Source organism: Burkholderia sp. D-99, assembly GCF_011605345.1.
GTDB lineage: Bacteria > Pseudomonadota > Gammaproteobacteria > Burkholderiales > Burkholderiaceae > Burkholderia.
The window spans coordinates 61,483-83,798 of sequence record NZ_JAAOXM010000014.1 but is presented as its reverse complement, the minus strand read 5'-3'; the positions used below and the strand labels follow the sequence as shown (position 1 = coordinate 83,798).

The following is a 22,316-nucleotide window of genomic DNA, read 5'->3' as shown; positions in this document are numbered from 1 at the left end:
CCACGTCCACTACCCCCCTTTGGGAGCGGCCTTTTTTCGCCTGGCGCCACGACGGCCCGCAACCGGGACGCGCGGCGGCGCAGTTGATCCGATCGAGTACAGCACGAACCATTCGCGGGACGCGGCCGGCATGCGGCGTCCGGCACAGGCATCGACCGTGCGCAGGCATCGCGCCCGCACGTTTCCGGACAGACTGACCATGAGACTGTTGAATGGGCGACGGGCACGCGTGCCGCGCCACTCGCACCTGAAGCGCACGCACGCGCGGATGCGCGCCGCCACGCGCGCCGCGCTGCTCGCGTGCGCCGCGTGGCTCGTGTCGGGCGGCGTCATGCCGCAGGCCGCGCTCGCCGTGCCGGCGATCTCGCAATACGATCATCCGAAATATCCACCGGGCTTCACGCATTTCGACTACGCGAATGCGGATGCGCCGGACAGCGGCACGCTCAATTTCGAGAACTACGACGAAACGCAAAGCTACGACTCGCTGAACCCGTTCCTCGTGCGCGGCTCGCCCGCACCGGACATCAAGAACCTGATGTTCGACACGCTGATGCAGCGCAGCTGGGACGAGCTCGCATCCGAATACGCGCTGATCGCCGACGACGTCGACGTCGCGCCCGACGGGCTGTCGGCGACGTTCCACCTCAATCCGGCCGCACGCTTCTCGAACGGCGACCCGATCACCGCGGCCGACGTCAAATATTCGTTCGACACGCTGACGAGCCCGCAGGCCTCGCCGCTGTACAACGCGCAGTTCTCGATCATCAAGCGCGCGGTGGTCGTCGACGGCCACACGGTGTGCTTCGAGTTCAAGCACGCGGAGCGCGACGCCGCGCTGATCGCGGGCGACCTGCCGGTGTTCTCGCCGAAATGGGGGCAGCGTGCGGACGGCACGCGACCGCCGTTCGACCAGATCGCGAACGTGCCGCCGATCGCGAGCGGCGCGTACCTGATCGACCAGCGCAAGAACGACAAGCAGATCAGCTACGTGCGCGACCCGCACTACTGGGCGGCGAACCTGCCGTCACGGCGCGGCATGTTCCGCTTCGCGCACGTGTCGTTCAAGCTGTACCTGGATCAGTACACGGCGCTCGAGGCATTCAAGGCCGGCGATATCGACGCGCGCATGGAATACAGCGCGACGCAGTGGGCGCGCAAGTACGTCGGCAAGAATTTCCGCAACGGCATGCTCAAGCGCGGCGAGTTTCCCGACGGCCCCGCGCAGATGCAGGGCTTCCTGATGAACATGCGCAAGCCGATGTTCCAGGACGTGCGGGTGCGGCATGCGCTCGCGCTGGCGTTCGACTTCGACTGGATGAGCCGGATGATGTTTTACGGGCAATACCGCCGGACCAACAGCTTCTGGGAGGCGAGCCCGTTCGCGGCAACCGGCACGCCGAGCGAGAAGGAGCTTGCGCTGCTCGAACCGTTCCGCTCGACGCTGCCCCCGGAAGTGTTCGGCCCGATGGTCCAGCAGCCGTCGACGCTGCCGCCCGATTCGCTGCGCGCGAATCTGAAGCAAGCGCGCGACCTGCTCGCGCAGGCCGGCTGGCATTACCGCGACGGCGCGCTGCGCGACGCGAACGGCACGGCGATGACGATCGAGATCATCGACGACCAGCCCGGCATGGACCGCCTGATCCTTCCGTACACGCAGGCGCTCGCGATGCTCGGCATCCACGCGTACCTGCGGGAGATCGACAGCGCGGTCTACCTGAAGCGCCTCGACAACTTCGAGTACGACATGACGACGTACATCTACCTGCCGGTGACGATCCCGGGGGCGGAGCTGACGCGCCGCTTCGGCAGCGCGGCCGCGTCCCAGCCGGGCTCCGAGAACTATCCGGGCGTGAAGTCGCAGGCCGTCGATGCGCTGATCCGCGCGGCGCTCGCGGCCGACACGCTCGACGATCTCGAGACGGCCACGCATGCGCTCGACCGCGTGCTGATCAACCTGTACGCGCTGATTCCGCAGTACTACCTGCCGAATGCGCGGATCGCGTACAAGGCGGCGCTCGGCCATCCGGCGATCGTGCCGGACTCCTATCAATACGAGGACTGGATCATCGACTACTGGTACGTGAAGCAGCCGGCGGCGAAACCCGCGCCGGCGGCCTGACGGGGGAACGACGATGCTGGCATACATACTCAGGCGATTGCTGCTGATGATCCCGACGCTGATCGGGGTGGTGACGATCACGTTCGCGGTCACGCAGTTCGTGCCGGGCGGCCCGGTCGAACAGGTGCTCGCGCAGTTGCGCCACGGCAATGCGCGGGGCGGGGAGGCGGGGGGCGCAGGCGGCGGCTACCACGGTAGCCAGGGCGTCGACCCGCAGCAGATCGAGCAGATCCGCAAACAGTTCGGCTTCGACAAGCCACCGCTCGAACGCTACGTGCTGATGCTGAAGAGCTATGCGACGTTCGATCTCGGCCAGTCCTATTTCGCGCACCGCAGCGTGTGGGCGGTCATTCGCTCGAAGCTGCCGGTGTCGATCACGCTCGGGATGTGGACGGTGATCCTCACGTACCTGGTGTCGGTGCCGCTCGGCATCGCGAAGGCGGTGCGCAACGGGTCGCGGTTCGACACCGTGACGAGCGTGCTGGTGCTGGCCGGCTACGCGGTGCCGGGCTTCGTGCTCGGCGTGCTGCTGCTGATGCTGTTCGGCGGCGGCACGTTCTGGCAGGTGTTCCCGATGCGCGGGCTCACGTCCGACAACTTCGACGACCTGACGCTGATGGCCAAGGCGCTCGATTATCTGTGGCACATCGTGATGCCGGTGACGGCGTCGGTCGTCGGCAACTTCGCGATCGTCACGATCCTGACCAAGAATACGTTCCTCGAGGAAATCGGCCGTCAATACGTGCTGACCGCACGCGCGAAGGGCGCGCCGGAGCGCGACGTGCTGTGGAAGCACGTGCTGCGCAACGCGGCCATCCCGCTGCTCACCGGGCTGCCGGCCGCGTTCGTCGGCGCGTTCCTGAACGGCAACCTGCTGATCGAGACGCTGTTCTCGCTCGACGGCATGGGGCAACTGTCGTACGACTCGGTGATCCGCCGCGACTATCCGGTCGTGCTCGGCTCACTGTTCCTGTTCACGCTGATCGGCCTGCTGACCAAACTCATCGCGGATATCTGCTATGTCCTCGTCGACCCCCGTATCCAGTTCAACCGCCTGGACCACTGACCAGGCATGCGCCGCGTGCGCCGCGTCGCCGTCACCGTGGCGGCGCACGTGGTTGCGCTTCCGCGCGCAGCCGCTCGGCTACGGGAGCCTCGTGATCTTCATGGTGCTGTTCGTGCTCAGCCTGGGCGCGAACCTCCTGTCGAACGACCGGCCGCTGATCGTGCGTTACGACGGCCACTATTACTTCCCGATCGTGAAGGACTATCCGGAGACCGCGTTCGGCGGCGACTTTCCCGCGATGACGAACTATCTCGACCCGTACATCCGCACGAAACTCGAGTCGCACGGCAATTTCGCGATTTATCCGCCGATCCGCTATCGCTACGACACGATCGACTATTTCGCGTCGCGGCCGTATCCGGCGCCGCCGTCGGCCAGCAACTGGCTCGGCACTGACCAGTTCGGGCGCGACGTGCTGGCGCGGCTGCTGTACGGATTCCGGCTGTCGGTGCTGATGGCGTTCGCGCTGACGGTATCGGGCGTGCTGGTCGGCGTGCTGACCGGCGCGCTGCAAGGCTTCTACGGCGGCCGTACCGACCTGGTCGGGCAGCGCCTGATCGAGATCTGGAGCGCGCTGCCGGACCTGTACCTGCTGATCATCTTCGCGTCGATCTTCACACCGTCGCTGTGGCTGCTGTTCATCCTGCTGTCGATGTTCGGCTGGCTCGTGCTGTCCGACTACGTACGCGCCGAATTCCTTCGCAACCGCGCGCTCGATTACGTGAAAGCGGCGCGCACGATGGGGCTGACGAACGCGCAGATCATGTGGCGCCACGTGCTGCCGAACAGCCTCACGCCGGTGATCACGTTCCTGCCGTTCCGAATGAGCGCGGCGATCCTGTCGCTGACGAGCCTCGATTTCCTGGGCCTCGGCGTGCCGCCGCCGACGCCGAGCCTCGGCGAGCTGCTGCAGGAGGGCAAGAACAATCTCGATGCGTGGTGGATCTCGATCGCGGCGTTCGCGGCGCTGGTGGTGACGCTGCTGTTGCTCACCTTCATGGGCGATGCGCTGCGCAACGCGCTCGACACGCGCACGCGCGGTTCGGCATTCGGCGGAGGGCGATGATGACGAGACCGTTGCTGCAGATCGACGGGTTTTCCGCGCATTTCGGCGCGAACGCGGCCGTCCAGGACCTGAGCCTGTCGATCGGCCGCGGCGAGCGCGTGGCGCTCGTCGGCGAGTCGGGGTCGGGCAAGAGCGTGACCGCGCTGTCGATCCTGCGGCTCGCACAGCAGGCGACGCTGTCGGGGCGGATGCTGTTCGACGGCGAGGATCTGCTCGCGAAGACCGAGCAGCAGATGCGCGGGATCCGCGGTGCCGATATCGCAATGGTGTTCCAGGAGCCGATGACGGCGCTCAATCCGCTGTATACGATCGGCAAGCAGATCGCCGAGAGCCTGCGGCTGCACGAGGGGCTGCGCCCGGGCGACGCGCGCGAGCGCGGGATCGCGCTGCTGCGGCGCACCGGGATTCCCGAGCCGGAGCGGCGCATCGACAGTTTCCCGCATCAGCTGTCGGGCGGGCAGCGGCAACGCGCGATGATCGCGATGGCGCTGGCGTGCCGGCCGCGGCTGCTGCTCGCCGACGAGCCGACGACGGCGCTCGACGTGACGGTGCGCCAGCAGATCGTCGACCTGCTGATCGACTTGCAGGAGCGGGAGGCCGCCGCGCGCGGGATGGCCGTGCTGCTGATCACGCACGACCTGAACCTCGTGCGGCGCTTCGCGCAGCGCGTGGCCGTGATGGAGAAGGGCGTGCTGGTGGAGACCAACACGACCGCCGCACTGTTCGCGGCACCGCAGCATCCGTATACGCGCCGGCTGCTCGACAGTGCGCCGCAACGGGCGCTCGAGCCGGTCGCCGCTGGCGCGCAGACGATCCTCGACGTGCGGCACCTCGCCGTCGACTACCGCATGACGGCAAAGGGCTGGCGCTCGGTGCTGGGCAAGACGACGTTCCGCGCCGTGCATGACGTGCAGTTGAGCCTGAAGCGCGGCGAAACGCTCGGGATCGTCGGCGAGTCGGGCTCGGGGAAATCGACGCTCGCGGCTGCGGTGCTCGGCCTGCAGCGGCCGGCGTCGGGCGGGATCGAGATCGACGGCATGCCGCTGGCGTCGCTGCGCACGACGCAGGGCCGGCGCACGCTGTACGGGCGCATGCAGGTGGTGTTCCAGGATCCGTTCGGCTCGCTGTCGCCGCGCATGACGGTCGAGCAGATCGTCGGCGAGGGGCTGGGCGTACACCGGCCGCAGGTGGCCGGCGACGCACGGCGGGCGCGGATCGCCGCGCTGCTGCAGGAGGTCGGCCTGCCGGCCGAGGCGATGCTGCGCTATCCGCACGAGTTTTCCGGCGGGCAGCGGCAGCGGATCGCGATCGCGCGGGCGCTGGCGGTGGAGCCGGAACTGCTGGTGCTCGACGAGCCGACGAGCGCGCTCGACGTGTCGATCCAGAAGCAGGTATTGAATCTGCTGACGAATCTGCAAAAGAAGTACAAACTCAGCTACCTGTTCATCACGCACGATCTGGCGGTGATGCGCGCGATGGCCCACCGGGTCGTCGTGATGAAGGCGGGGCGCGTGGTGGAGGAGGGCGAGACGCTCGACGTGCTGCACGCGCCATCCCATCCTTACACGCGGGCGCTGCTCGCGTCGTCCCTGCTGGCGCCGGAGCGCGCCGCGCAGGAGAGGCAAGAGAGAACCGATGATTGACGAGAACCGGGCGCCGGGCGCCCGAGCCGTACAGGCGGCGCAGGGGTTGCGCAGTGACGCCGATTTCTGGTCGCTGCGCATCGTCGACGAGACGATCGACGAACATGCGGTGCGTAACGACGTCGCGCAGCCGTTCTCGCGCACGCGCGAGCGCGGCGCGATGCTGATGGCCTGGGCCGGCACGGGCGCGGGCTATGCGGCGACGCCCGACCTGTCCCCGGCCGGGCTGCAGGCGGCGCTCGACATCGCGACCGCGCGGGCACGGGCAAGCGCGCCGTGGGCGCTGGTCGATCATCGCCAGGCTGCGCGCCCGCAGGCGAGCGGCACCCATGCGTCGCCCGATGTCGATGCGGCGCTGCCGTCGCGCGCGGAATGGATCGAGCGTCTCGCGCACGAATGCGCGGCGGCGAACCTCGGCGCGCGCATCGTCGAGCGTGTGGCGAGCGTGATGATCGTCAACACGGAGCAGTGTTATCTGACGAGCGACGGCGTCCGGATCGACCAGCGGTTCCGCTTCCTGATGCCCGAACTGCACGCGGTCGCCCACGCCGACGGCGACACGCAGACACGCTCGCTCGGTCAATCGGGCACGCTGGCGCAGGGCGGCATCGACGTGCTGGCGCGCTACGGCTTCGACGGCGCCGGCGCGCGCGTCGCCGACGAGGCGCTGCAACTGCTCGCCGCGCCGAACTGCCCGACCGGCCGGCGCGACCTGCTGCTGATGCCGGACCAGATGATGCTGCAGATCCACGAGTCGATCGGCCATCCGCTCGAACTCGACCGGATCCTCGGCGACGAACGCAACTTCGCCGGATCGAGCTTCGTCAAGCCGGAGATGGTTGGGCACTATCAGTACGGCTCGCCGCTGCTGAACGTCACGTTCGATCCCGAGTCGGCCGCCGAAGCCGCGTCCTACTCGTTCGACGACGACGGCATGCCGGCGCGCAAGCAGTACCTGATTCGCAACGGCGTGCTCGAACGGCTGCTCGGCGGGGCGCTGTCACAGCAGCGTGCGGGCCTGCCGGGTGTGGCCAACTCGCGCGCGTCGAGCTGGAACCGCGCGCCGATCGACCGGATGGCTAACCTGAATGTCGAACCCGGCGACCAGTCGCTCGATGCGCTGATCGCGGGTACCGAGCACGGGATCCTGATGCGCACCAACACGTCCTGGTCGATCGACGACCACCGCAACAAATTCCAGTTCGGTTGCGAATTCGGGCAACTGATCGAGAACGGCCGGCTCACGCAGGTCGTCAAGCGCCCGAACTACCGCGGCATCTCCGCACAGTTCTGGCGCAGCCTGCGCGCGGTGGGCGATGCGGGCACGTTCGGCATCTACGGCACGCCTTACTGCGGGAAGGGCGAACCCGCGCAGATCATCCGTGTCGGCCACGCCGCGCCGGCCTGCGTGTTCGCCGGCGTCGACGTATTCGGAGGGGCGTGATGACAGGATTCGATCCGATGGCACGCCGCGCCGGCATCGACTGGCATGCGCATTTCACCCGGCTCGCCGACGAGGCACAACGGCTGACGGCGCCGGCCGAAACCGTCCTGCTCGGCTTCTCCGGCGAAACGTCCGACTTCATCCGCTTCAATGGCGGCAGGATCCGCCAGACCGGCCGCGTCACGCAGGGGCGACTGTCCGTGCGGCTCGTCGACGGGGCGCGGCAAGCGCACTCGGCGCTGACCGTCTGCGGCGATCCGGCGGCGGACCTGCCCGAACTGGCGGCCGCGCTGGCCGTGCTGCGCGACGGCCTGCGCGATGCGCCGGACGATCCGCACCTGCTGTTCGATACCTCGTCGTGGGTTCAGGAAACGCGCCGCACCGGGCGCCTGCCGGATGCGGACGGGCTCGCGCGCATCGTGACCGAATGCGCGCGCGGGCTCGACTTCGTCGGCTTTTACGCGGGCGGCACGCTGGCGCGCGGCTTCGCGTCGTCGACCGGCAGTCGCGGCTGGTACGAGGTCGAGAACTTCAACTTCAGCTGGTCGCTGTACGACCCGAGCGGACGGGCGATCAAGACCGTCTATGCGGGGGACGACTGGCGCGATGCGGCGTTCGCCGCCCGCGTCGAGGCGGCCGCCGCGCGGCTGCCCGTGCTCGGCCGCACGCCGAAGGCGCTTGCGCCCGGGCGCTACCGTGCGTATTTCGCGCCGGACGCCGTCCACGAGATGACGAGCCTGCTTGGCTGGAGCGGCTTTTCGGCGCGCGCGCTGGCGAGCGCGCGCAGCCCGCTGCATCGCCTGTACGCCGGCGAGGTCGCGCTCGATCCGCGCGTGTCGATCACCGAGGATCTGTCGCTGGGCCTCGCGCCGGCGTTCAATGCGGACGGCTACCGGCGCGACAGCGTGCCGCTCGTCGTCGGCGGGCGGGGGGAAGGGCAACTCGTGAGCGCACGCACCGCGCGCGAGCACGGGCGCGCGCCGAACGGCGCGGACAACGGCGAATCGCCGCAGTCGCTGGCGATCGCGGGCGGCACGCTCGCGGATGCCGACGTGCTGGCCGCGCTCGACACGGGGCTCTACGTCGGCAACCTCTGGTACTTGAACTTCTCGGACCCGATCGCCTGCCGGATGACGGGGATGACGCGCTTCGCGACGTTCTGGGTCGAAGGCGGGCGCATTGTCGCGCCGGTCGACGCGATGCGGTTCGACGACAGCTTCTACCGGCTGTTCGGGCCGGAGCTCGAGCAGCTCGGCGCGGTGCCGACGCTGCTCGCGAACGACGACACGTACGGCGAACGCGCCACCGGGGGCGCGCAACTGCCGGGGCTGCTCGCGCGCGCGTTCGAACTCACGCTGTAGGGCGTTCGCCGACACTCGCCGATGCCGTCATTCTTCATCGACCGTCCCGTCTTTGCCTGGATCGTCGCGCTCGCGATCGTCGTCGCGGGCGTGCTGGCCATTCCACAACTGCCGATCGCGCAGTATCCGCGCCTGGCGCCGCCGCGGGTCGTGATCACCGCGGCCTATCCGGGCGCGTCGACCGAGACGGTCGATGCCGACGTCGGCAGCATCATCGAGGAAAGCCTCGACGGCGCCGACGGGCTGCTGTACTACGAGACGAGCAGCGACGGTCACGGCAACCTCGAGATCGACGTGACGTTTTCGCCCGGTACCGATCCGGACATCGCGCTCGTCGACGTCAACAACCGCTTGAAGCAGGTCGAGCCGCGGCTGCCGCAGCAGGTCGTCCAGCAGGGGATCGGCGTGTTCAAGGCAGCGAACACGTTCCTGATGCTCGTCACGCTGACGTCGACCGACGGCACGCGCGATTCCGCGCAGCTCGGCGATTACCTGAACCGCTACGTGCTGCGCGAGTTGAAGCGCGCGCCGGGTGTCGGTGCGGCCGAGCTGTGGGATGCCGGCGAGGCGCTGCGGGTCTGGCTCGATCCGGTCAAGTTGCGCGAATACGACCTCGGTGCCGACGACGTGATCGCGGCGATCAGCGCGCAGAATGCGACGGTCACGGCCGGCGCGATCGGCGACGCGCCGTTCGTGCATGGCCAGCAGCTCACCGCGACGGTCGTGGTCAAGGGGCAGCTGACGTCGCCCGAGGAGTTCGGCCGGATCGTGCTGAAGTCGAAGCAGGACGGTTCGGCGGTGCGCGTCGCCGACGTCGCGCGCGTCGAGATCGGCCGCGACGACTATTCGTTCTATTCGCGGCTGAACGGCCGGCCGGCCGCGACGGTCGGCATCCAGCTCGGCCCGCGCGGCAATGCGCTCGAAACGTCGAATGCGATTCGCGCGCGGCTCGCCGAGCTGTCGCGGACGCTGCCGCCGGGCGTCGCGGTCGAGATTCCGTTCGACGGCGCGCATTTCGTCAAGATCGCGATCCACGAAGTCGTGCTGACGCTCGTCGAGGCTGTCGTGCTGGTGTTCTGCGTGATGTGGCTGTTCCTGCGCGACCTGCGCTACACGCTGGTGCCGACTGTCGTGATCCCGGTCACGCTGATGGGCGCATTCGTCGCGATGTGGGCGTTCGGGCTGTCGATCAACGTGTTCACGATGTTCGGCCTCGTGCTGGCGATCGGCATCCTCGTCGACGATGCGATCGTCGTCGTCGAGAGCGTGCATCGCGTGATGGAGGAGGGCGTGTCGCCGCGCGACGCCACGCGCCGGGCCATGAAGCGGATCGGCGGGGCGATCGTCGGCGTGACCGCGGTGCTGACCGCCGTGTTCGTGCCGATGGCGTTTTTCCCGGGCAGTGTCGGCGGCATCTACCGGCAGTTCGCGGTGTCGATGATCGCGTCGATGCTGGTGTCGTCGTTCATGGCGCTGTCGCTCACGCCCGCGCTGTGCGCGAACCTGCTGAAGCCCGTCGCGCGACACGACGGCGGAGCCGCGCGTGCGACGCGACGCGGCATCGGCGCGCGCCTGGCCGACCGGTTCGGTGCGGCTTTCGCGCGCGCCGAATCCGGCTATCGCCGCGTTGCCGTGTTCGCCGTGCGGCGCACGGGCATGGCCGTGGCCGTCTATGCGGGGCTCGTGATCGCATGCGGGCTGCTGTACTGGATGATGCCCGGCGGCTTCCTGCCCACCGAGGACCAGGGGCAACTGCAGGTGATGATCCAGTTGCCGGCAGGCGCCACGCAGGCGCGCACGCTCGCGGTCGTCGAGCGGGTGGAGGCGATCCTGCACGCGGAGCCGGCGATTGCGAACGTGACGAGCGTGATCGGCTGGAGTTTCGCGGGCAGCGGGCAGAACGTCGGGATGGCGTTCGTGGAACTGAAGGACTGGGCGCAGCGCGACGTCGACGCGATGGCGTTGCGCGACCGGCTCAACGGGCGTTTCGGCGCGATCCTCGATGGCGACGTCGAGGCGGCGCTACCGCCTTCGGTGCGGGGCATCGGGCATTCCGACGGATTCACGTTCCGGCTCGAGGATCGCGGCGGGGTCGGGCTCGACGCGCTGAAGGCGGCTCGCGAGCAGCTTGCCGAACGTGCGAAGGCGGATCCGCAGCTCTCTGCCGTGCATTTCGAAGACCTGCCGGACGCGCCGCGTATCGAGCTCGATGTCGATCGCGCGAAGGCGTATGCGCTCGGCGTGCCGTTCGAGCGGATCGCGGGGCTCCTGGGCGGCACGTTCGGCTCGAACTACATCAACGACTTTCCGGCGTCGGGCCGGATGCGGCGGGTGATCATCGAGGCCGATCCGGTCGCACGCGCGACCGATGCGCAGCTGATGGCGCTGACCGTGCCGAACCGCACCGGCGACATGGTTCCGCTCTCGGCCATTGCCGCGCCGCACTGGACGATCGGCCCGGTGATGCTGAACCGGTACAACGGCTATCCGTCGCTCGACATCAGCGGGCGGGCGGCGACCGGTACGAGTTCGGGCGCGGCGATGGCGGAGATGGAGCGGCTTGCCGGTGCGCTGCCGGCCGGGATCGGCTTCGACTGGGTCGATGCGGCGCGCGAGGAGCAGGTCGCCGCACGGCAGACGCCGCTGCTCGTCGGGTTGTCCGTGCTCGCGGTCTTCATGGCGCTCGCCGCGCTGTACGAAAGCTGGACGATCCCGCTGTCCGTGCTGACGATCGTGCCGCTCGGCATGATCGGCGCGATCGCGGCGGCGCTCGCGCGCGGCATGCCGAACGACGTGTACTTCAAGGTCGGGATGATCACCGTGGTCGGGCTGGCGGCGAAGAACGCGATCCTGATCGTGCAGTACGCGCGCGACCTGGCTGGTCACGGCGTGTCGTTGCGGCAGGCGGTGGTCGACGCGGCCGCTGCGCGATTCCGGCCGATCGTGATGACGTCGATGGCGTTCCTGCTCGGGGTCGTGCCGCTCGTGCTGGCGACGGGCGCCGGGGCGGAAAGCCGGCGCTCGATCGGCACGGGCGCGTTCGGAGGCGTGCTGGCGGCGACGGTGTTCGGGCTCGTGTTCGCGCCGGTGGCGTTTCGTGTCGTGGCGTCGGCCGGGCGACGCGGCCGGCGTGCAGCGGTGACGACGCGCGACGATCGTCAGGCGGAGACGGTAGGGGAGTGATGCCGTTCCGGCAGCTGATTTTCGTGCGTTGCGTTGATCAAATTCGATCGTCGTGCGGATGGCTCGCAGGCGACTCGCAGACAACTCAACTCAAGGAGACTGATTCAAACCATGTCCTACGTTCTGTATTACTCGCCCGGCGCGGCAAGCATGGCCGTCCACTGGATGCTGATCGAACTCGGTGTGCCGTTCGAAACGCGCCTCGTCGATATCGATACGGGTGCGCAGCATACGGCCGAGTACCTGCGGCTGAATCCGGCCGGCCGCGTGCCGACGCTGGTCGTCGACGGCGTACCGCGGACCGAATCGGCCGCCTTGTTGATGCTGCTTGCCGAACGTCATCCGGAGCCGGCCCTGGCTCCGCATCCGGGCGCGCCCGAACGTCCCGAGTGGTTCGAGATGATGATCTATCTGGCCAATTCCGTACTGCCTGCGATGCGAAACTGGTTCTATGCGGAGACGGATGGCGATCCGCGATGCGCTGAGATGGTGAAGGCGTTTTCGCAGGGGCAAGTCGAGGCGTCGATGGCGCATCTCGACAATCTGCTGTCCGACGGTCGTTCGTACCTGATCGGCAATCGGTTGAGTACGGTCGACTTCCTGGCGCTGATGCTGATGCGCTGGACGCGCAACATGCCGCGCCCGGCAACGACATGGTCGAATCTGGCGCGCTACATACAGGAACTTCGCGCGATGCCGGCATTTCTGGAATTGAACGCGCGCGAAGGACTGACGGAGTGGATGAACGCGGAAGATTCGCGATGATGCCCGGCGAGTTTTTCATTCGATACATTTACTTTTTAATTGATATTTTTGAACAGTAGGCAAGGGCGCCTGCCCGTGGAAAACGGCGCAGGCCGGCTGGGACCGGCTGAGAGTGGAAAAGGCCGCCGACGTGGTAACGCGCGGCAGCCTTTTCGCTTCTGAAAATCCGATCTCGCCAAGGCTAATCGGCTCTCAAATTTTCAAATGATCTCGATTCGCCCTATTGGGTGTTCGGGCCAGGCAGGTAAAGCCCGAAAATGAGTTGGAGACCTCCCTGGGTTTCCCCTACGACCCCATACACTCCAATTGAAGCGGCATCGGAAAGAGCAACAAATAGGCCGGCAAGGACATTGTTTGCCTGGCCAAAGCTGTTATCCAGCAAAAAGTCGCCAAATTTTGAGCCATCGTTATTTAACAGTGTGACCTTGTGATTGTAGGGATATTCAGGCGATGCCACTGCAATAGCCGACACAATCATATTGGACCAGTAGGTGACAGCCGTTTTTTGATGAGGAACATTCACTTCTTTCTGCGACTCGCTCATGACTTTCTCCAGTTAAGCTCAATAGTCAATAAAGTCCGCGACACATTGGGCGGGCAAGTTAAGATTTCGGCGATCGGGTGTTCGTTGGCGTCGTCGTGTGTGGCGTGCTGCGAGTTCAAAGTACAAAATAAAAATCGATTTTTCCATTACGCGTGATTACACGTCGTACGCATCAGGCTCGTGGTGGGCAGACAGGAGACGGGCACCGTAATCGTCTGGGAATGGATAAGGCCGCCGTGATGGCCGAACGGTCGCTGGATCAGGAATTCAACGTCGTCCCATTCTTCCCATGAGTCGATCATGCATCGCTGGATATCAGCGAACTTGAATATCGATGTGCTGTCGTCGATGAACTGGCAGAGATAGAGCTGCGCGAAATCGTCGGCGCTTTTTTCGAGACGCCGGCACTGTCTATCTTCGGCCGTGTCGCCGAGCTGCTCGGCATTGTCAGGAACAGGGGTGATGCCGACGACAAGCGCTTCACGGATTTGACGCAGGCAGTGGAAGCCTCGCGACGCACGGCCGGCGGCAAGCCGCGGTCGTCACGACGCTGAATTTCATCAGTTTCTGTGAGTTGACATAATCATCATTATCGATAATTTGTGTTGTAGTAGCTTTTTAGAAATGTCGTGTTCTAGCTATTTACAGATGTCGTGTTTTTGACTGCTGGCATGCTGGACGGCTCGTTGAGCAAGCACGGGAGCCGACCATGCAGCCAGCCGGATTGGTGACACTGACGATGCGAGAGCTTGATCGACTCAAGGTAATCCAGGCTGTAGTGGACACGGGTTTGAAGCCTGGGCGTGCGGCGGAACGGCTGGGCCTGAGCGTGCGCCAGGTGGAGCGATTGGACATCCGGTATCGAGAGCACGGGCCAGCGGCGTAGCCGGGATTGCAGTCGCACCGGTTGCGAGTACCAACACCGCTCGGCCAGTGCTGTCGCTCATCAATACAGGGGGTACCAGGTCGTCCGAGCGCCCGCGCACAGATAGCCCTTACCGCTTCCTGCGTTCATCGACGCAGGCGCGTTGGCGACGGAACCGTTCGTCGCATTCACCGTGAGGCCTGTGATGTTGTGCGTCGTCGAGAAGCGCGCAATCAGGCCATCGTTACCCGCATTGCACGCCGGCATCGTGATCGTGAGCGACGTACGTGCGCTGGCCGGATCGACGATCAGCGTTTCGACGCCGGCCGTAAAATGCAGCGTCTCACCGTTGTTCGGGCTCGCAACCACATACGACTTGTCGAACTCCTGCTGTGTGTGCGTGATGGTCGGCGTGTTGACGCTCTTCGACGCAGTGCATCTCCCCGCCGAGCCGTTGCAGTAGACGAAACCCGTGAGTGAGTACTGCGTCTCGTATCCCCGGTTTGTTACGTCCGCGCCAGTCGACCCGCCGACGTTCATCACGACACGACCGCCCGCGTCATTCAAGCTGATTCCTGCATCGGTGAAGCTGATATGGCCGCCCGATTTAGCCGCGACGCTGCCAATCGAGCCGCCCTCGTGGCCGCCGCCACCCCACGCGATATCGTTGCCCGACGTGACAGCCGGCAGCACGATTGCGTTACCGGTAAAACCTCCGGTCGCGCCGGAAAAATCCAGACCGTGCTTCAACGGCACGTTCGGGTTGTTCGCCTCGATCAGTGTGCCACCCGCGAGGATCGGCCAGTACTGCGGATAGCCCTGCGTCGCTTCGCCAAACTGAATGCCCGTCTTGAATCCGGGCGTGCCGGCCGATGCATCAGTGACGATCGCGATAGCCGCGTCTTCGATGGTTCCGTGCGTGATCGTACCGCCCGCGAGGTTCTCGTCGGCGATGCGCAGTCCGTTTCGAATCGACACGGGACTGTGCGTTTCGATATCGCTTTCCATGCCGACCGCCGCGCCCGCCGGACCAGTCAGCCCGGCCGGGATCAGCGCCTTCGGATTCATGCCGGTGTAATTCCCGAGCGACGTACCGCCCGCCACCGACAGCCCCGATGCGCCGACGCACGACTTGCCGGCGAGCGTCGCATCACACTTCTGGACAGCGCCGATGCCAATGCGGTCGCCCGTTGCGCCCTTCAGTTCGTGCGCGTTGAGGATCAGCCCGTAGTGAGTGGCGTATGACGCCGTGTAGTTCAACGCCTCGCTCACGCTCAGATTGATCGTAGGCGTGTTGTCGCTGCTTGCGCGGCCGCTGTCGTTGACCGACTGCAAGCCGTTGACGGTGAACGGCGACTTGGCGCTGCCGGATACGGTTGGCGACGTTGCCAACACAACCGCGCCTGATCCGGTTGCCGTGTTCGAACCGGTACCGCCTGACGCGACACCTAGCGGCGTGGCGATCGTTGCAACGCCATTGACAGAGAGGTTATGCACCGGAAAGGTCTGAGCGACCGCTACCGATGCGAAGAACGCCATCGTGACTCCAAACACCCTTTTCATACCTGTGCTCCCGACGCATCGATCCCGATTGCCGGCGCGAGCTGCGCTGCCGCGATCTGGAAACCTGGCGTCGAATTCAAATGGGTCGTGTTGACGAACGTCGGCGCGGACGTTGCGCCGACGTTCCCGATACTCGATCACGAATCAAGCGCGCGAGCTATCCGCGGGCTTGGCGGGCAGGCGCCTCAACAACATGCTCGCCGAGCGGGTTCGCCCTGCCCTGTCGAACAGCGCGGCGCCCAACTCCTCTTCTAGCTGATGCAGCGCGTGTGACAGCGTGGATTGCGCGACGCACATCGTTTCGGCGGCTCGCGACAGGTTGTTCAGTTCAGCGATGGCCAGAAAATACCGAAGGTGCCGCAGTTCCATAGGTGCCTGACGTGGTTTCTTCACGATGCTGCCCGGTCACGCTCGAGCGAGCGTGCAAGTCGATTGCGCCAGCGTAGCAACATCGATCAATGGTGTCGAACGGATCCATCCAATTAATACATTTTTTAGATCGTCGACGGTCACTTATCATCCGGCCTGTTGTCGGCAACTGACGCATGCGGCACACGTGCGATCTGGCTGACGGTGCCTGAAACCGCGAGATTCAATCCGGAGCCTGAATTGAGCGATGCCATTGTGCGCCCTCCCTTGTCTCTCAAGGAATCCTGGGCGCGAGCAGCGCTTCGACGCAGCATGTATCGCTTCCCGAAGCGCGATCGTGACGAGAGTCCCTGGAGACCGGACGCGTGTCGCGACTCGGCCTGCCGATCGGCTCAATTCCCGACCAGCATCAGGATTCCATCCCCAGGGCGACTAACGTCGAGCGCCCAGATCGAGCCACAGTTCCGTCACGAACGCCGCCCCCGGCTCCCGTGACAGACTGAACCCGAGCGAGCGCGCGAGACCGGTCATCGCGTCGTTCTCGGTCAGCGTCGTGCCGACCATCCGCTTCATGCCGGACCGTTCCGCCAGGTCGACCAGGCTCGACAACAACGTACGGCCAAGACCTTGCCGCTGCCACGCATCGTCGATCACGATCGCGCACTCGACGACATCGGCTTCGCCCTCGACCATCGCATAACGCGCGACGCCGATCAGCCGTTCGCGCCAGTCGGCCCGGACGGTTGCGATGACCGCACCTTCGCGCCGGCGGTCGATGCGGGTCCATCGGATCATCTCGTCGTCAGTCGGCATGCGCGCCGACATCAAGCGCATGTAGCGGCTTTGGCTCGACAGCCGGCCCACCAACTCGCGCTCCATCTTGAGATCGCTGCGCGCGATCGCACGCAGGCTTACCGGTGTGCCGTCGCTCGCCTCCCAGGTGCGCCGGATGCCGAGGGCCGGCATGTCCGGCGGGGGCTTGCAGCATGCGGCCGGTTCGAGCTCGATCGTGTCCATCCTGACCTCCGCATGGTGTGCGCCCTGCCCGGCGTGTCCCGATTCCGTTCGACACGGCAGGCAAACCGCCTTTGGCCGGCGCTTCGTCATGCACCCAGTGTAGCGATGCGCCCGCCTCGACCCCAGTCGTGCCGGATCAAAGCGGTTTTCCAGTCGTATCAATAATGCAGCGCGGCTTGCCGCGTGCGCACGACTACCGGTCATGCGTGGCCTTCTCCCCTGCACGCTGCCGCCTGCAGCACCCGCCTCCACGTGTGCCGATTATTGACCGATCCGGAATGCCGCATTCATCGCCGGCCTCTTACTTCGCCCCGGAACCTCTCATACATTGGAGCAAGCCCGAACGGCAACGCAACGGCGCTGCCGCCCGGATCTCCCCAGCGCATCGGAAACGTCCATGGAACAGCCGCTTTTTTACTTCGACGATTTCACGGTCGGCGATACCTTCGTCGGCGACACGTACGAGGTCACCGCCGCCGACATCAAGCGATTCGCCGCGGAATTCGATCCGCAGCCGTTCCATCTCGACGACGAAGCCGCGCGCAACACGCTGTTCGGCGGTCTGGCGGCCAGCGGCTGGCACACGGCGGCGATCACGATGCGTTTGCTCGTGTCGAGCGGGCCGAAGCTCGCGAACGGAATACTCGGCGCGGGTGCCGACATCGAATGGAAGCGGCCGACCCGTGCCGGCGACGTGCTGCGGGTCGAAAGCGAGGTCGTGGAACTGACGCCGTCCCGGTCGCGCCCGCAATACGGGATGCTGACGTTGCGATCTAGGACGTTGAATCAACATGGCGAGGTCGTGCAGCTCCTGACGGCCCGGCTGCTGGTCGAACGTCGCGCCGCGTGACGTGTCCTGCCCTGAACGAAGGCCGCCCGCGCCCGGCGATGGATTTCCGCGGATGCTGGCGGGGCGCGGCCGGATTGCGGTTAAATGGCGATTCCACTCTCGACTGGAGCCGCGCACATGGACCGCATCGCTGCGATGAACGCCTTCGTCCGCGTCGTGGAAGCCGGCACCTTCACGAAAGCGGCCGATACGCTCGACATGCCGAATGCGACGTTGACGCGGCTGATCCAGAAGCTCGAGGAAGACCTGCAGGTTCGCCTGCTGCATCGCACCACGCGATCGGTGACGGTCACGCCCGAAGGCGCGATCTACTACGAGCGCGTCGTGCGGCTGCTCGCCGATCTCGCGGAAATCGAATCGTCGACGACCCATGCTCGCGCGAAGCCGTCCGGCAAGATTCGCGTGGATACCGCCGCGGCGATCGGCACGCTCGTCCTCGTGCCCGCGCTTGCGGAATTCTATGACGCGTATCCCGACGTCGAGATCGAACTCGACATCGGCAACAAGCGGACCGACCTGATCGCCGAGGGCGTCGACTGCGCGATACGCGCAGGCGAAGTCGACGAGCAGTCGCTGGTTGCCCGGCAGATCGGCAGCTTCGGATTTACGACCTGCGCGACGCCTGCGTTCCTCGACGCACACGGTACGCCGGCGTCGCCGGACGCATTGCGCGAGTTTCCGACGCTCGGCATGATCCCCTCCCGGGGTGGCCGCTCGCTGCCGTTCCAGTTCTCGGAAGACGGCACGCGAAGCGATCTCGCGCTGAATCATCGGCTCGTCGTGAACGATACGAACGCCTATCTTGCCGCGGGCCATGCGCACCTCGGGATTATTCAGGCACCGTCGTATTCGGTTCGCGACGCGATTGCCGCCGGCACGCTCGTGCCGATCCTCGAGGACTGGACGCCCTCTTCCAATCCGGTGTGCGTGATCTATGCACCCAACCGCTACCTGAGCGCGAAAGTGCGCGTATTCATCGACTGGGTTATCGCGCTGTTCGAGCGCGACGAGCACCTCCGGCGCCGCTGACGTCGCGGGGCTGGCCGCGGCATGCGCACGTCCGTCCGATGCGTGGAATCAGCCGCGTGCCGAGTCGGCATCGTCCGCACCGCGGATTTCGCGCCGGAGCCGCTCGATGCCGGCGTCACGAAGGCCGAGGCGCGCCAACGCCTGCACGGTCGAGTCGAAGTAGTCGCGCGACGTGCCGAGCGGGCCGTGGCCGGTGCGGATCAGGTGCGCCACACGGTCGAGCGTATATCCGCCGAGGTAACGGTCGTGCGAGCGGTTGACGACGAACGTCAGCGCGCGGATCGGCCGGCCGTCGACCTGTGCGGCGATCCAGCGCGGTTCGTACGAATCGGCGAGCATTTCGCGTCGCCACAGCAGGCGCAATTCCGCTTCAACCTTGGGCGCGTCGATCCGGTACAGCAGCCCGTCGCATCGGCCGCCGCGGTCTAGCGCGAGCATCGCGCCCGGCTGCTCGGGCGTGCCGCGCGCGATGACGAGCCGCAGGCAGAACGCGCGGTGCCAGCCGTCGACACGCGCCACCGACTCGCCAGCGACATCGAGCGCCGGATTCCACATCAACGAACCGTAGGCGAATACGTGGAGATCGCGCCCGGGCGTGTGGCGCTCGAGTGTGGCGCGCAACGTGCGCTCCAGTTCCGCATCGCTTCGTACCGTCATGCCGGCCGGCGGATCGGCGCGCAGCGCCTGCAGCAGCGTGCCGCGCGCGAGACGCTCGCGCGTCATCTCGTAGACGGAATCGGGGAGGCTTCGGTCGTCAGCCATGGCTGGAGCGATTGCGCGTCGTGGTGGTGAGGCGACTGTATGCCGCGCGGCCGTCGCGCGAAAGCCGAGGGCAAACAATGCGATTTTGACGCGAATGAAAAGGTGCGCGAAGCGTGCCGACGCATGATCCACGACGCGCCTGCCGGGCGGCACGATCGCGCGGGCATTTTTGTTCCGGCTGGAATGTTGAATTGGAGCAGCGGCCATTTATCGCGTCGACGTTCGATCCTAAGCTGCGCTCAACGACTGACGCAAAGGTCGCTTCACCCGATATTCCGGAGGGGGTCATCATGAAATCGCTGATTCGTACACTCGTCGTTGCCGCTGCGCTCGCTGCACCGGCAATCACGTTCGCACAGGAAACGCAGCCGCTGACACGCGCGCAGGTTCGCAACGAGCTCGTCCAACTCGAACGGGCCGGCTACAACCCGATGGACTACTACTATGCGGACAGCCTGCAGGCCGCAGAAGCGAAAATCGCGCGCCAGCAGGCGGAATCGGGCAGCAAGCAGGTCATGTCACAGGCCGAAGCGCATTCGCCGCTGAACGTCGCGCGGAAATGAGGGCCGTGGTGCAGGAGCACCGGCTTCCCGTGCATCCATCGGCATCGGGAAGGATGTCTCACCGATAGGGACGAGAGGAGCGACATCGCCGTTCCTCGCCCGCCAAGAACGACGTGGTGAGTCCGACACGAACGGCCGTCATGCCCCGCTGTTCGCGCCGAGCAATCCCGACGCTTGCAGATCGGCCAGATCAGGCACCGTCGAAGAAAACGCCGGCAACTGCATCGCACGTTGCGCGAGGCGCGCCAGTTCCGGGAAGGCGTCGTCGCCAACGGCCTGCGGCAAGACCACGGCGGCACTCTGAAACGCGATGACCGTCATCACGTCCGCTTGCGACAGGCGTGCGCCAAGCAACCATGGCTGCGAACCGGCAGAATTCAGTACACCGAACCCCGCCTGCATCTGCGCCACGTAGCCGGCCTGCAGATGCGGCAGCCGATGAGACTCGGGGCGCAGCATCAGTTCGTCGCAATAGCGGGCCAGCTTGTCGTAACACGCGCTCGCGTAGCTCACGAGCTGCATCGCACGCATGCGCTCCGGGCCGCTGGCAGGCATCAGGCGCTGCCGGGCCGGGACGAGGCTGTCCAGATAGTCGACGATCGCACCGCTGTCGATGAGTACCTGGCCGTCGTCCAGCTGCAGCGCGGGTACCCGCTTCATCGGGCTGAAGGCCGCGACGCGCTCCGGCTGCAGGTACGCGTGATACGGCAGGTGCTCGAACGGAATGTTCAGAAGATTCAAGGTCACGCCGACGCGGCGCGTGTACCCGGACAACCACGGACCCACCAGCTTCATCGTGACATCTCCATGGAGATCGTTTGGACGACGCGAAGCGTCAGTGTAGGTCAATTCCTTGGCGAATCGGCGCGATGGCGGGCCGGGTAATCACGCAGCGCCGTGGCGTGTGGCGGCCTTCCCCGCCGCGGTTTAGACTGCGCGCTGGACGTCATGGCCCAGGGGCGACCTCCCGCGCGTATTGCCCGCTCCGGAGCCTCGGGAATTTCGATGCGTCATTCTGAAAGGTTCGAGTCATGGATATCGTGTTGGCCATGCGAGTGTTCGCGCGTGTCGTGGAGACGAAAAGCTTCACGCGTGCAGCCGATACGATGGACCTGACACGCGGGCGTGTGACCGTGATCGTCCAGGGCCTCGAGGCGCATCTGAAAGCGCGGCTGCTGCAGCGCACCACGCGCAGCCTGAACCTCACCGCAGACGGCGCGGCCTACTACGAGCGTTGCGTTCGCGTGCTCGCGGATCTCGACGACATCGAGCATTCGTTCCTCGGCAAGGAGCGATCGCCGCGCGGCCGGTTGCGCGTGGACATGCCGGGCGCGTTCGGGCGCGTCATCGTGATGCCCGCGCTGAGCGATTTTCATGCGCGCTATCCGGACATCGACCTGATGCTCGGCCTCGGCGACAAGCCGCTGGACCTCGTCCAGGAAGGCATCGACTGCGTGGTGCGCATCGGTACGCTGCAGGATTCGTCGCTCGTGGCGCGGCGCGTCGGCGTCTACCAGGGTGTGACGGTCGCGAGCCCCGACTACCTGGCGCGATCGGGCACCCCGCGGACGCTCGAAGCGCTCGACGATCACCGCACCGTGAACTACTACTGGGGCCGCACGGGGCGGATCATGCCGCTCACGTTCGACGTCGACGGCAAGGTGGTCGAAGTGAAGATGCGCGGCGCGATCGCGGTGAACGATGCCGAGGCCTACCTGAGCGGCGCGCTGAAGGGCCTCGGGATCGTCCAGGGTGCCCGCTTCCTTGCACTGCCGCACCTCGAATCGGGGGCACTGGTCGAGCTTCTGCCGCAATGGAAACCGCCGCCGCTGCCCGTCTCCGCGGTCTATCCGCACAATCGCCACCTGTCCGCCACAGTGCGCGCATTCGTCGACTGGATCGCCGAGCTGTTCCGCACGGATCCGCGCCTGGCCAGCACGCCGGAGACGGATGCCCGCTGCGGCCCGGCCAGCATCGAGTCGCAGGACGGCGATGCGATCGACCTGGACGGTGACGAGGAAGCGCCGCTGGCGTAGGCAAGCCCTGCCGGCCACGGCCCGCGCATTGTTCTCGAGGAGAGAACACTGTTGAGGTGAGCGCGAGA

At 66.1% G+C, this 22,316-nt stretch carries 19 protein-coding genes and 1 pseudogene; 13 read left to right on the top strand and 7 right to left on the bottom strand.

Translation table 11 applies throughout. From position 1 onward, the window contains the following. Nucleotides 1-268 precede the first annotated feature (268 nt). The 8 genes from HAV18_RS33550 to HAV18_RS33515 all read left to right on the top strand — a co-directional run bounded on the left by HAV18_RS33550 (nucleotide 269) and on the right by HAV18_RS33515 (nucleotide 12,650). Nucleotides 269-2,122, top strand: coding sequence for an extracellular solute-binding protein (locus HAV18_RS33550; protein WP_166964719.1), 1,854 nt, complete (start codon nucleotides 269-271; stop codon nucleotides 2,120-2,122). Nucleotides 2,123-2,135: 13 nt separating this feature from the next. Further along, nucleotides 2,136-3,188: a microcin C ABC transporter permease YejB gene (locus HAV18_RS33545; protein WP_166964529.1), complete on the top strand. Its 1,053-nt coding sequence runs from the start codon at nucleotides 2,136-2,138 to the stop codon at nucleotides 3,186-3,188. After that, a complete protein-coding gene (locus HAV18_RS33540) occupies nucleotides 3,142-4,254 on the top strand; it encodes an ABC transporter permease (RefSeq protein WP_166964528.1) in 1,113 nt (370 codons plus the stop codon). Before HAV18_RS33545 ends, HAV18_RS33540 begins: the two co-directional genes overlap by 47 nt. Beyond that, on the top strand, nucleotides 4,254-5,897 hold the full coding sequence (locus HAV18_RS33535; RefSeq protein ID WP_166964526.1) for an ABC transporter ATP-binding protein: 1,644 nt from the start codon (nucleotides 4,254-4,256) through the stop codon (nucleotides 5,895-5,897). Before HAV18_RS33540 ends, HAV18_RS33535 begins: the two co-directional genes overlap by 1 nt. Then, nucleotides 5,890-7,341 (top strand): TldD/PmbA family protein, encoded by a 1,452-nt coding sequence (locus tag HAV18_RS33530; RefSeq protein WP_166964524.1) that lies wholly within the window; start codon nucleotides 5,890-5,892, stop codon nucleotides 7,339-7,341. Before HAV18_RS33535 ends, HAV18_RS33530 begins: the two co-directional genes overlap by 8 nt. Beyond that, a complete protein-coding gene (locus HAV18_RS33525) occupies nucleotides 7,341-8,702 on the top strand; it encodes a TldD/PmbA family protein (RefSeq protein WP_166964522.1) in 1,362 nt (453 codons plus the stop codon). Before HAV18_RS33530 ends, HAV18_RS33525 begins: the two co-directional genes overlap by 1 nt. 21 nt (nucleotides 8,703-8,723) lie before the next feature. Then, nucleotides 8,724-11,885 carry a multidrug efflux RND transporter permease subunit gene (locus HAV18_RS33520; RefSeq protein ID WP_166964520.1) on the top strand — a complete coding sequence of 1,054 codons (3,162 nt, stop codon included), beginning with the start codon at nucleotides 8,724-8,726 and terminating at the stop codon, nucleotides 11,883-11,885. Nucleotides 11,886-11,996: 111 nt separating this feature from the next. Then, entirely contained in the window at nucleotides 11,997-12,650 is a 654-nt protein-coding gene (locus HAV18_RS33515; protein ID WP_166964716.1) for a glutathione S-transferase family protein, read from the top strand. A 220-nt stretch (nucleotides 12,651-12,870) separates the two neighbouring features. Here HAV18_RS33515 and HAV18_RS33510 read toward each other — a convergent pair whose 3' ends face one another. Next, nucleotides 12,871-13,194, bottom strand: coding sequence for a hypothetical protein (locus HAV18_RS33510; RefSeq protein ID WP_166964518.1), 324 nt, complete (start codon nucleotides 13,192-13,194; stop codon nucleotides 12,871-12,873). Between the two features lie 146 nt (nucleotides 13,195-13,340). Next, nucleotides 13,341-13,658, bottom strand: coding sequence for a terminase large subunit domain-containing protein (locus HAV18_RS40325; RefSeq protein WP_347814795.1), 318 nt, complete (start codon nucleotides 13,656-13,658; stop codon nucleotides 13,341-13,343). Between the two features lie 245 nt (nucleotides 13,659-13,903). Between HAV18_RS40325 and HAV18_RS33505 the strand changes: the two are divergent. Continuing rightward, a pseudogene (locus tag HAV18_RS33505) lies at nucleotides 13,904-14,071 on the top strand (helix-turn-helix domain-containing protein); the annotation flags it as partial. 69 nt (nucleotides 14,072-14,140) lie between these two features. Here HAV18_RS33505 and HAV18_RS33500 read toward each other — a convergent pair. The 3 genes from HAV18_RS33500 to HAV18_RS33490 form a co-directional block, all read right to left on the bottom strand. Beyond that, nucleotides 14,141-15,598, bottom strand: coding sequence for a hypothetical protein (locus HAV18_RS33500; RefSeq protein WP_166964516.1), 1,458 nt, complete (start codon nucleotides 15,596-15,598; stop codon nucleotides 14,141-14,143). Nucleotides 15,599-15,766: 168 nt separating this feature from the next. After that, nucleotides 15,767-15,991, bottom strand: a complete 225-nt coding sequence (locus tag HAV18_RS33495) for a LysR family transcriptional regulator (protein WP_166964514.1) — start codon at nucleotides 15,989-15,991, stop codon at nucleotides 15,767-15,769. Nucleotides 15,992-16,423: 432 nt separating this feature from the next. Next, the gene (locus HAV18_RS33490) at nucleotides 16,424-17,008 is read right to left on the bottom strand and encodes a GNAT family N-acetyltransferase (protein ID WP_208102222.1); all 585 of its coding nucleotides are present in this window, start codon (nucleotides 17,006-17,008) and stop codon (nucleotides 16,424-16,426) included. Nucleotides 17,009-17,405: 397 nt separating this feature from the next. On the opposite strand from HAV18_RS33490, the gene HAV18_RS33485 reads away from it, so the two are divergent. Together HAV18_RS33485 and HAV18_RS33480 are read left to right on the top strand one after the other, a co-directional pair. Next, a complete protein-coding gene (locus tag HAV18_RS33485) occupies nucleotides 17,406-17,858 on the top strand; it encodes a MaoC family dehydratase (protein WP_166964510.1) in 453 nt (150 codons plus the stop codon). 117 nt (nucleotides 17,859-17,975) lie between these two features. Next, nucleotides 17,976-18,887 (top strand): LysR family transcriptional regulator, encoded by a 912-nt coding sequence (locus HAV18_RS33480; protein ID WP_166964508.1) that lies wholly within the window; start codon nucleotides 17,976-17,978, stop codon nucleotides 18,885-18,887. Nucleotides 18,888-18,935: 48 nt separating this feature from the next. Here HAV18_RS33480 and HAV18_RS33475 read toward each other — a convergent pair whose 3' ends face one another. Continuing rightward, a complete protein-coding gene (locus tag HAV18_RS33475) occupies nucleotides 18,936-19,649 on the bottom strand; it encodes a gamma-glutamylcyclotransferase (protein WP_166964506.1) in 714 nt (237 codons plus the stop codon). A 290-nt stretch (nucleotides 19,650-19,939) separates the two neighbouring features. Here HAV18_RS33475 and HAV18_RS33470 point away from each other — a divergent pair, with 290 nt between their 5' ends. Next, the gene (locus tag HAV18_RS33470; RefSeq protein ID WP_166964505.1) at nucleotides 19,940-20,212 is read left to right on the top strand and encodes a DUF4148 domain-containing protein; all 273 of its coding nucleotides are present in this window, start codon (nucleotides 19,940-19,942) and stop codon (nucleotides 20,210-20,212) included. 138 nt (nucleotides 20,213-20,350) lie between these two features. On the opposite strand, the gene HAV18_RS33465 is transcribed toward HAV18_RS33470, so the two are convergent. Beyond that, nucleotides 20,351-21,007, bottom strand: a complete 657-nt coding sequence (locus tag HAV18_RS33465) for a glutathione S-transferase family protein (RefSeq protein ID WP_166964504.1) — start codon at nucleotides 21,005-21,007, stop codon at nucleotides 20,351-20,353. Between the two features lie 236 nt (nucleotides 21,008-21,243). Here HAV18_RS33465 and HAV18_RS33460 point away from each other — a divergent pair, with 236 nt between their 5' ends. Next, nucleotides 21,244-22,248 (top strand): LysR family transcriptional regulator, encoded by a 1,005-nt coding sequence (locus tag HAV18_RS33460; protein ID WP_166964503.1) that lies wholly within the window; start codon nucleotides 21,244-21,246, stop codon nucleotides 22,246-22,248. Nucleotides 22,249-22,316 lie beyond the last annotated feature (68 nt).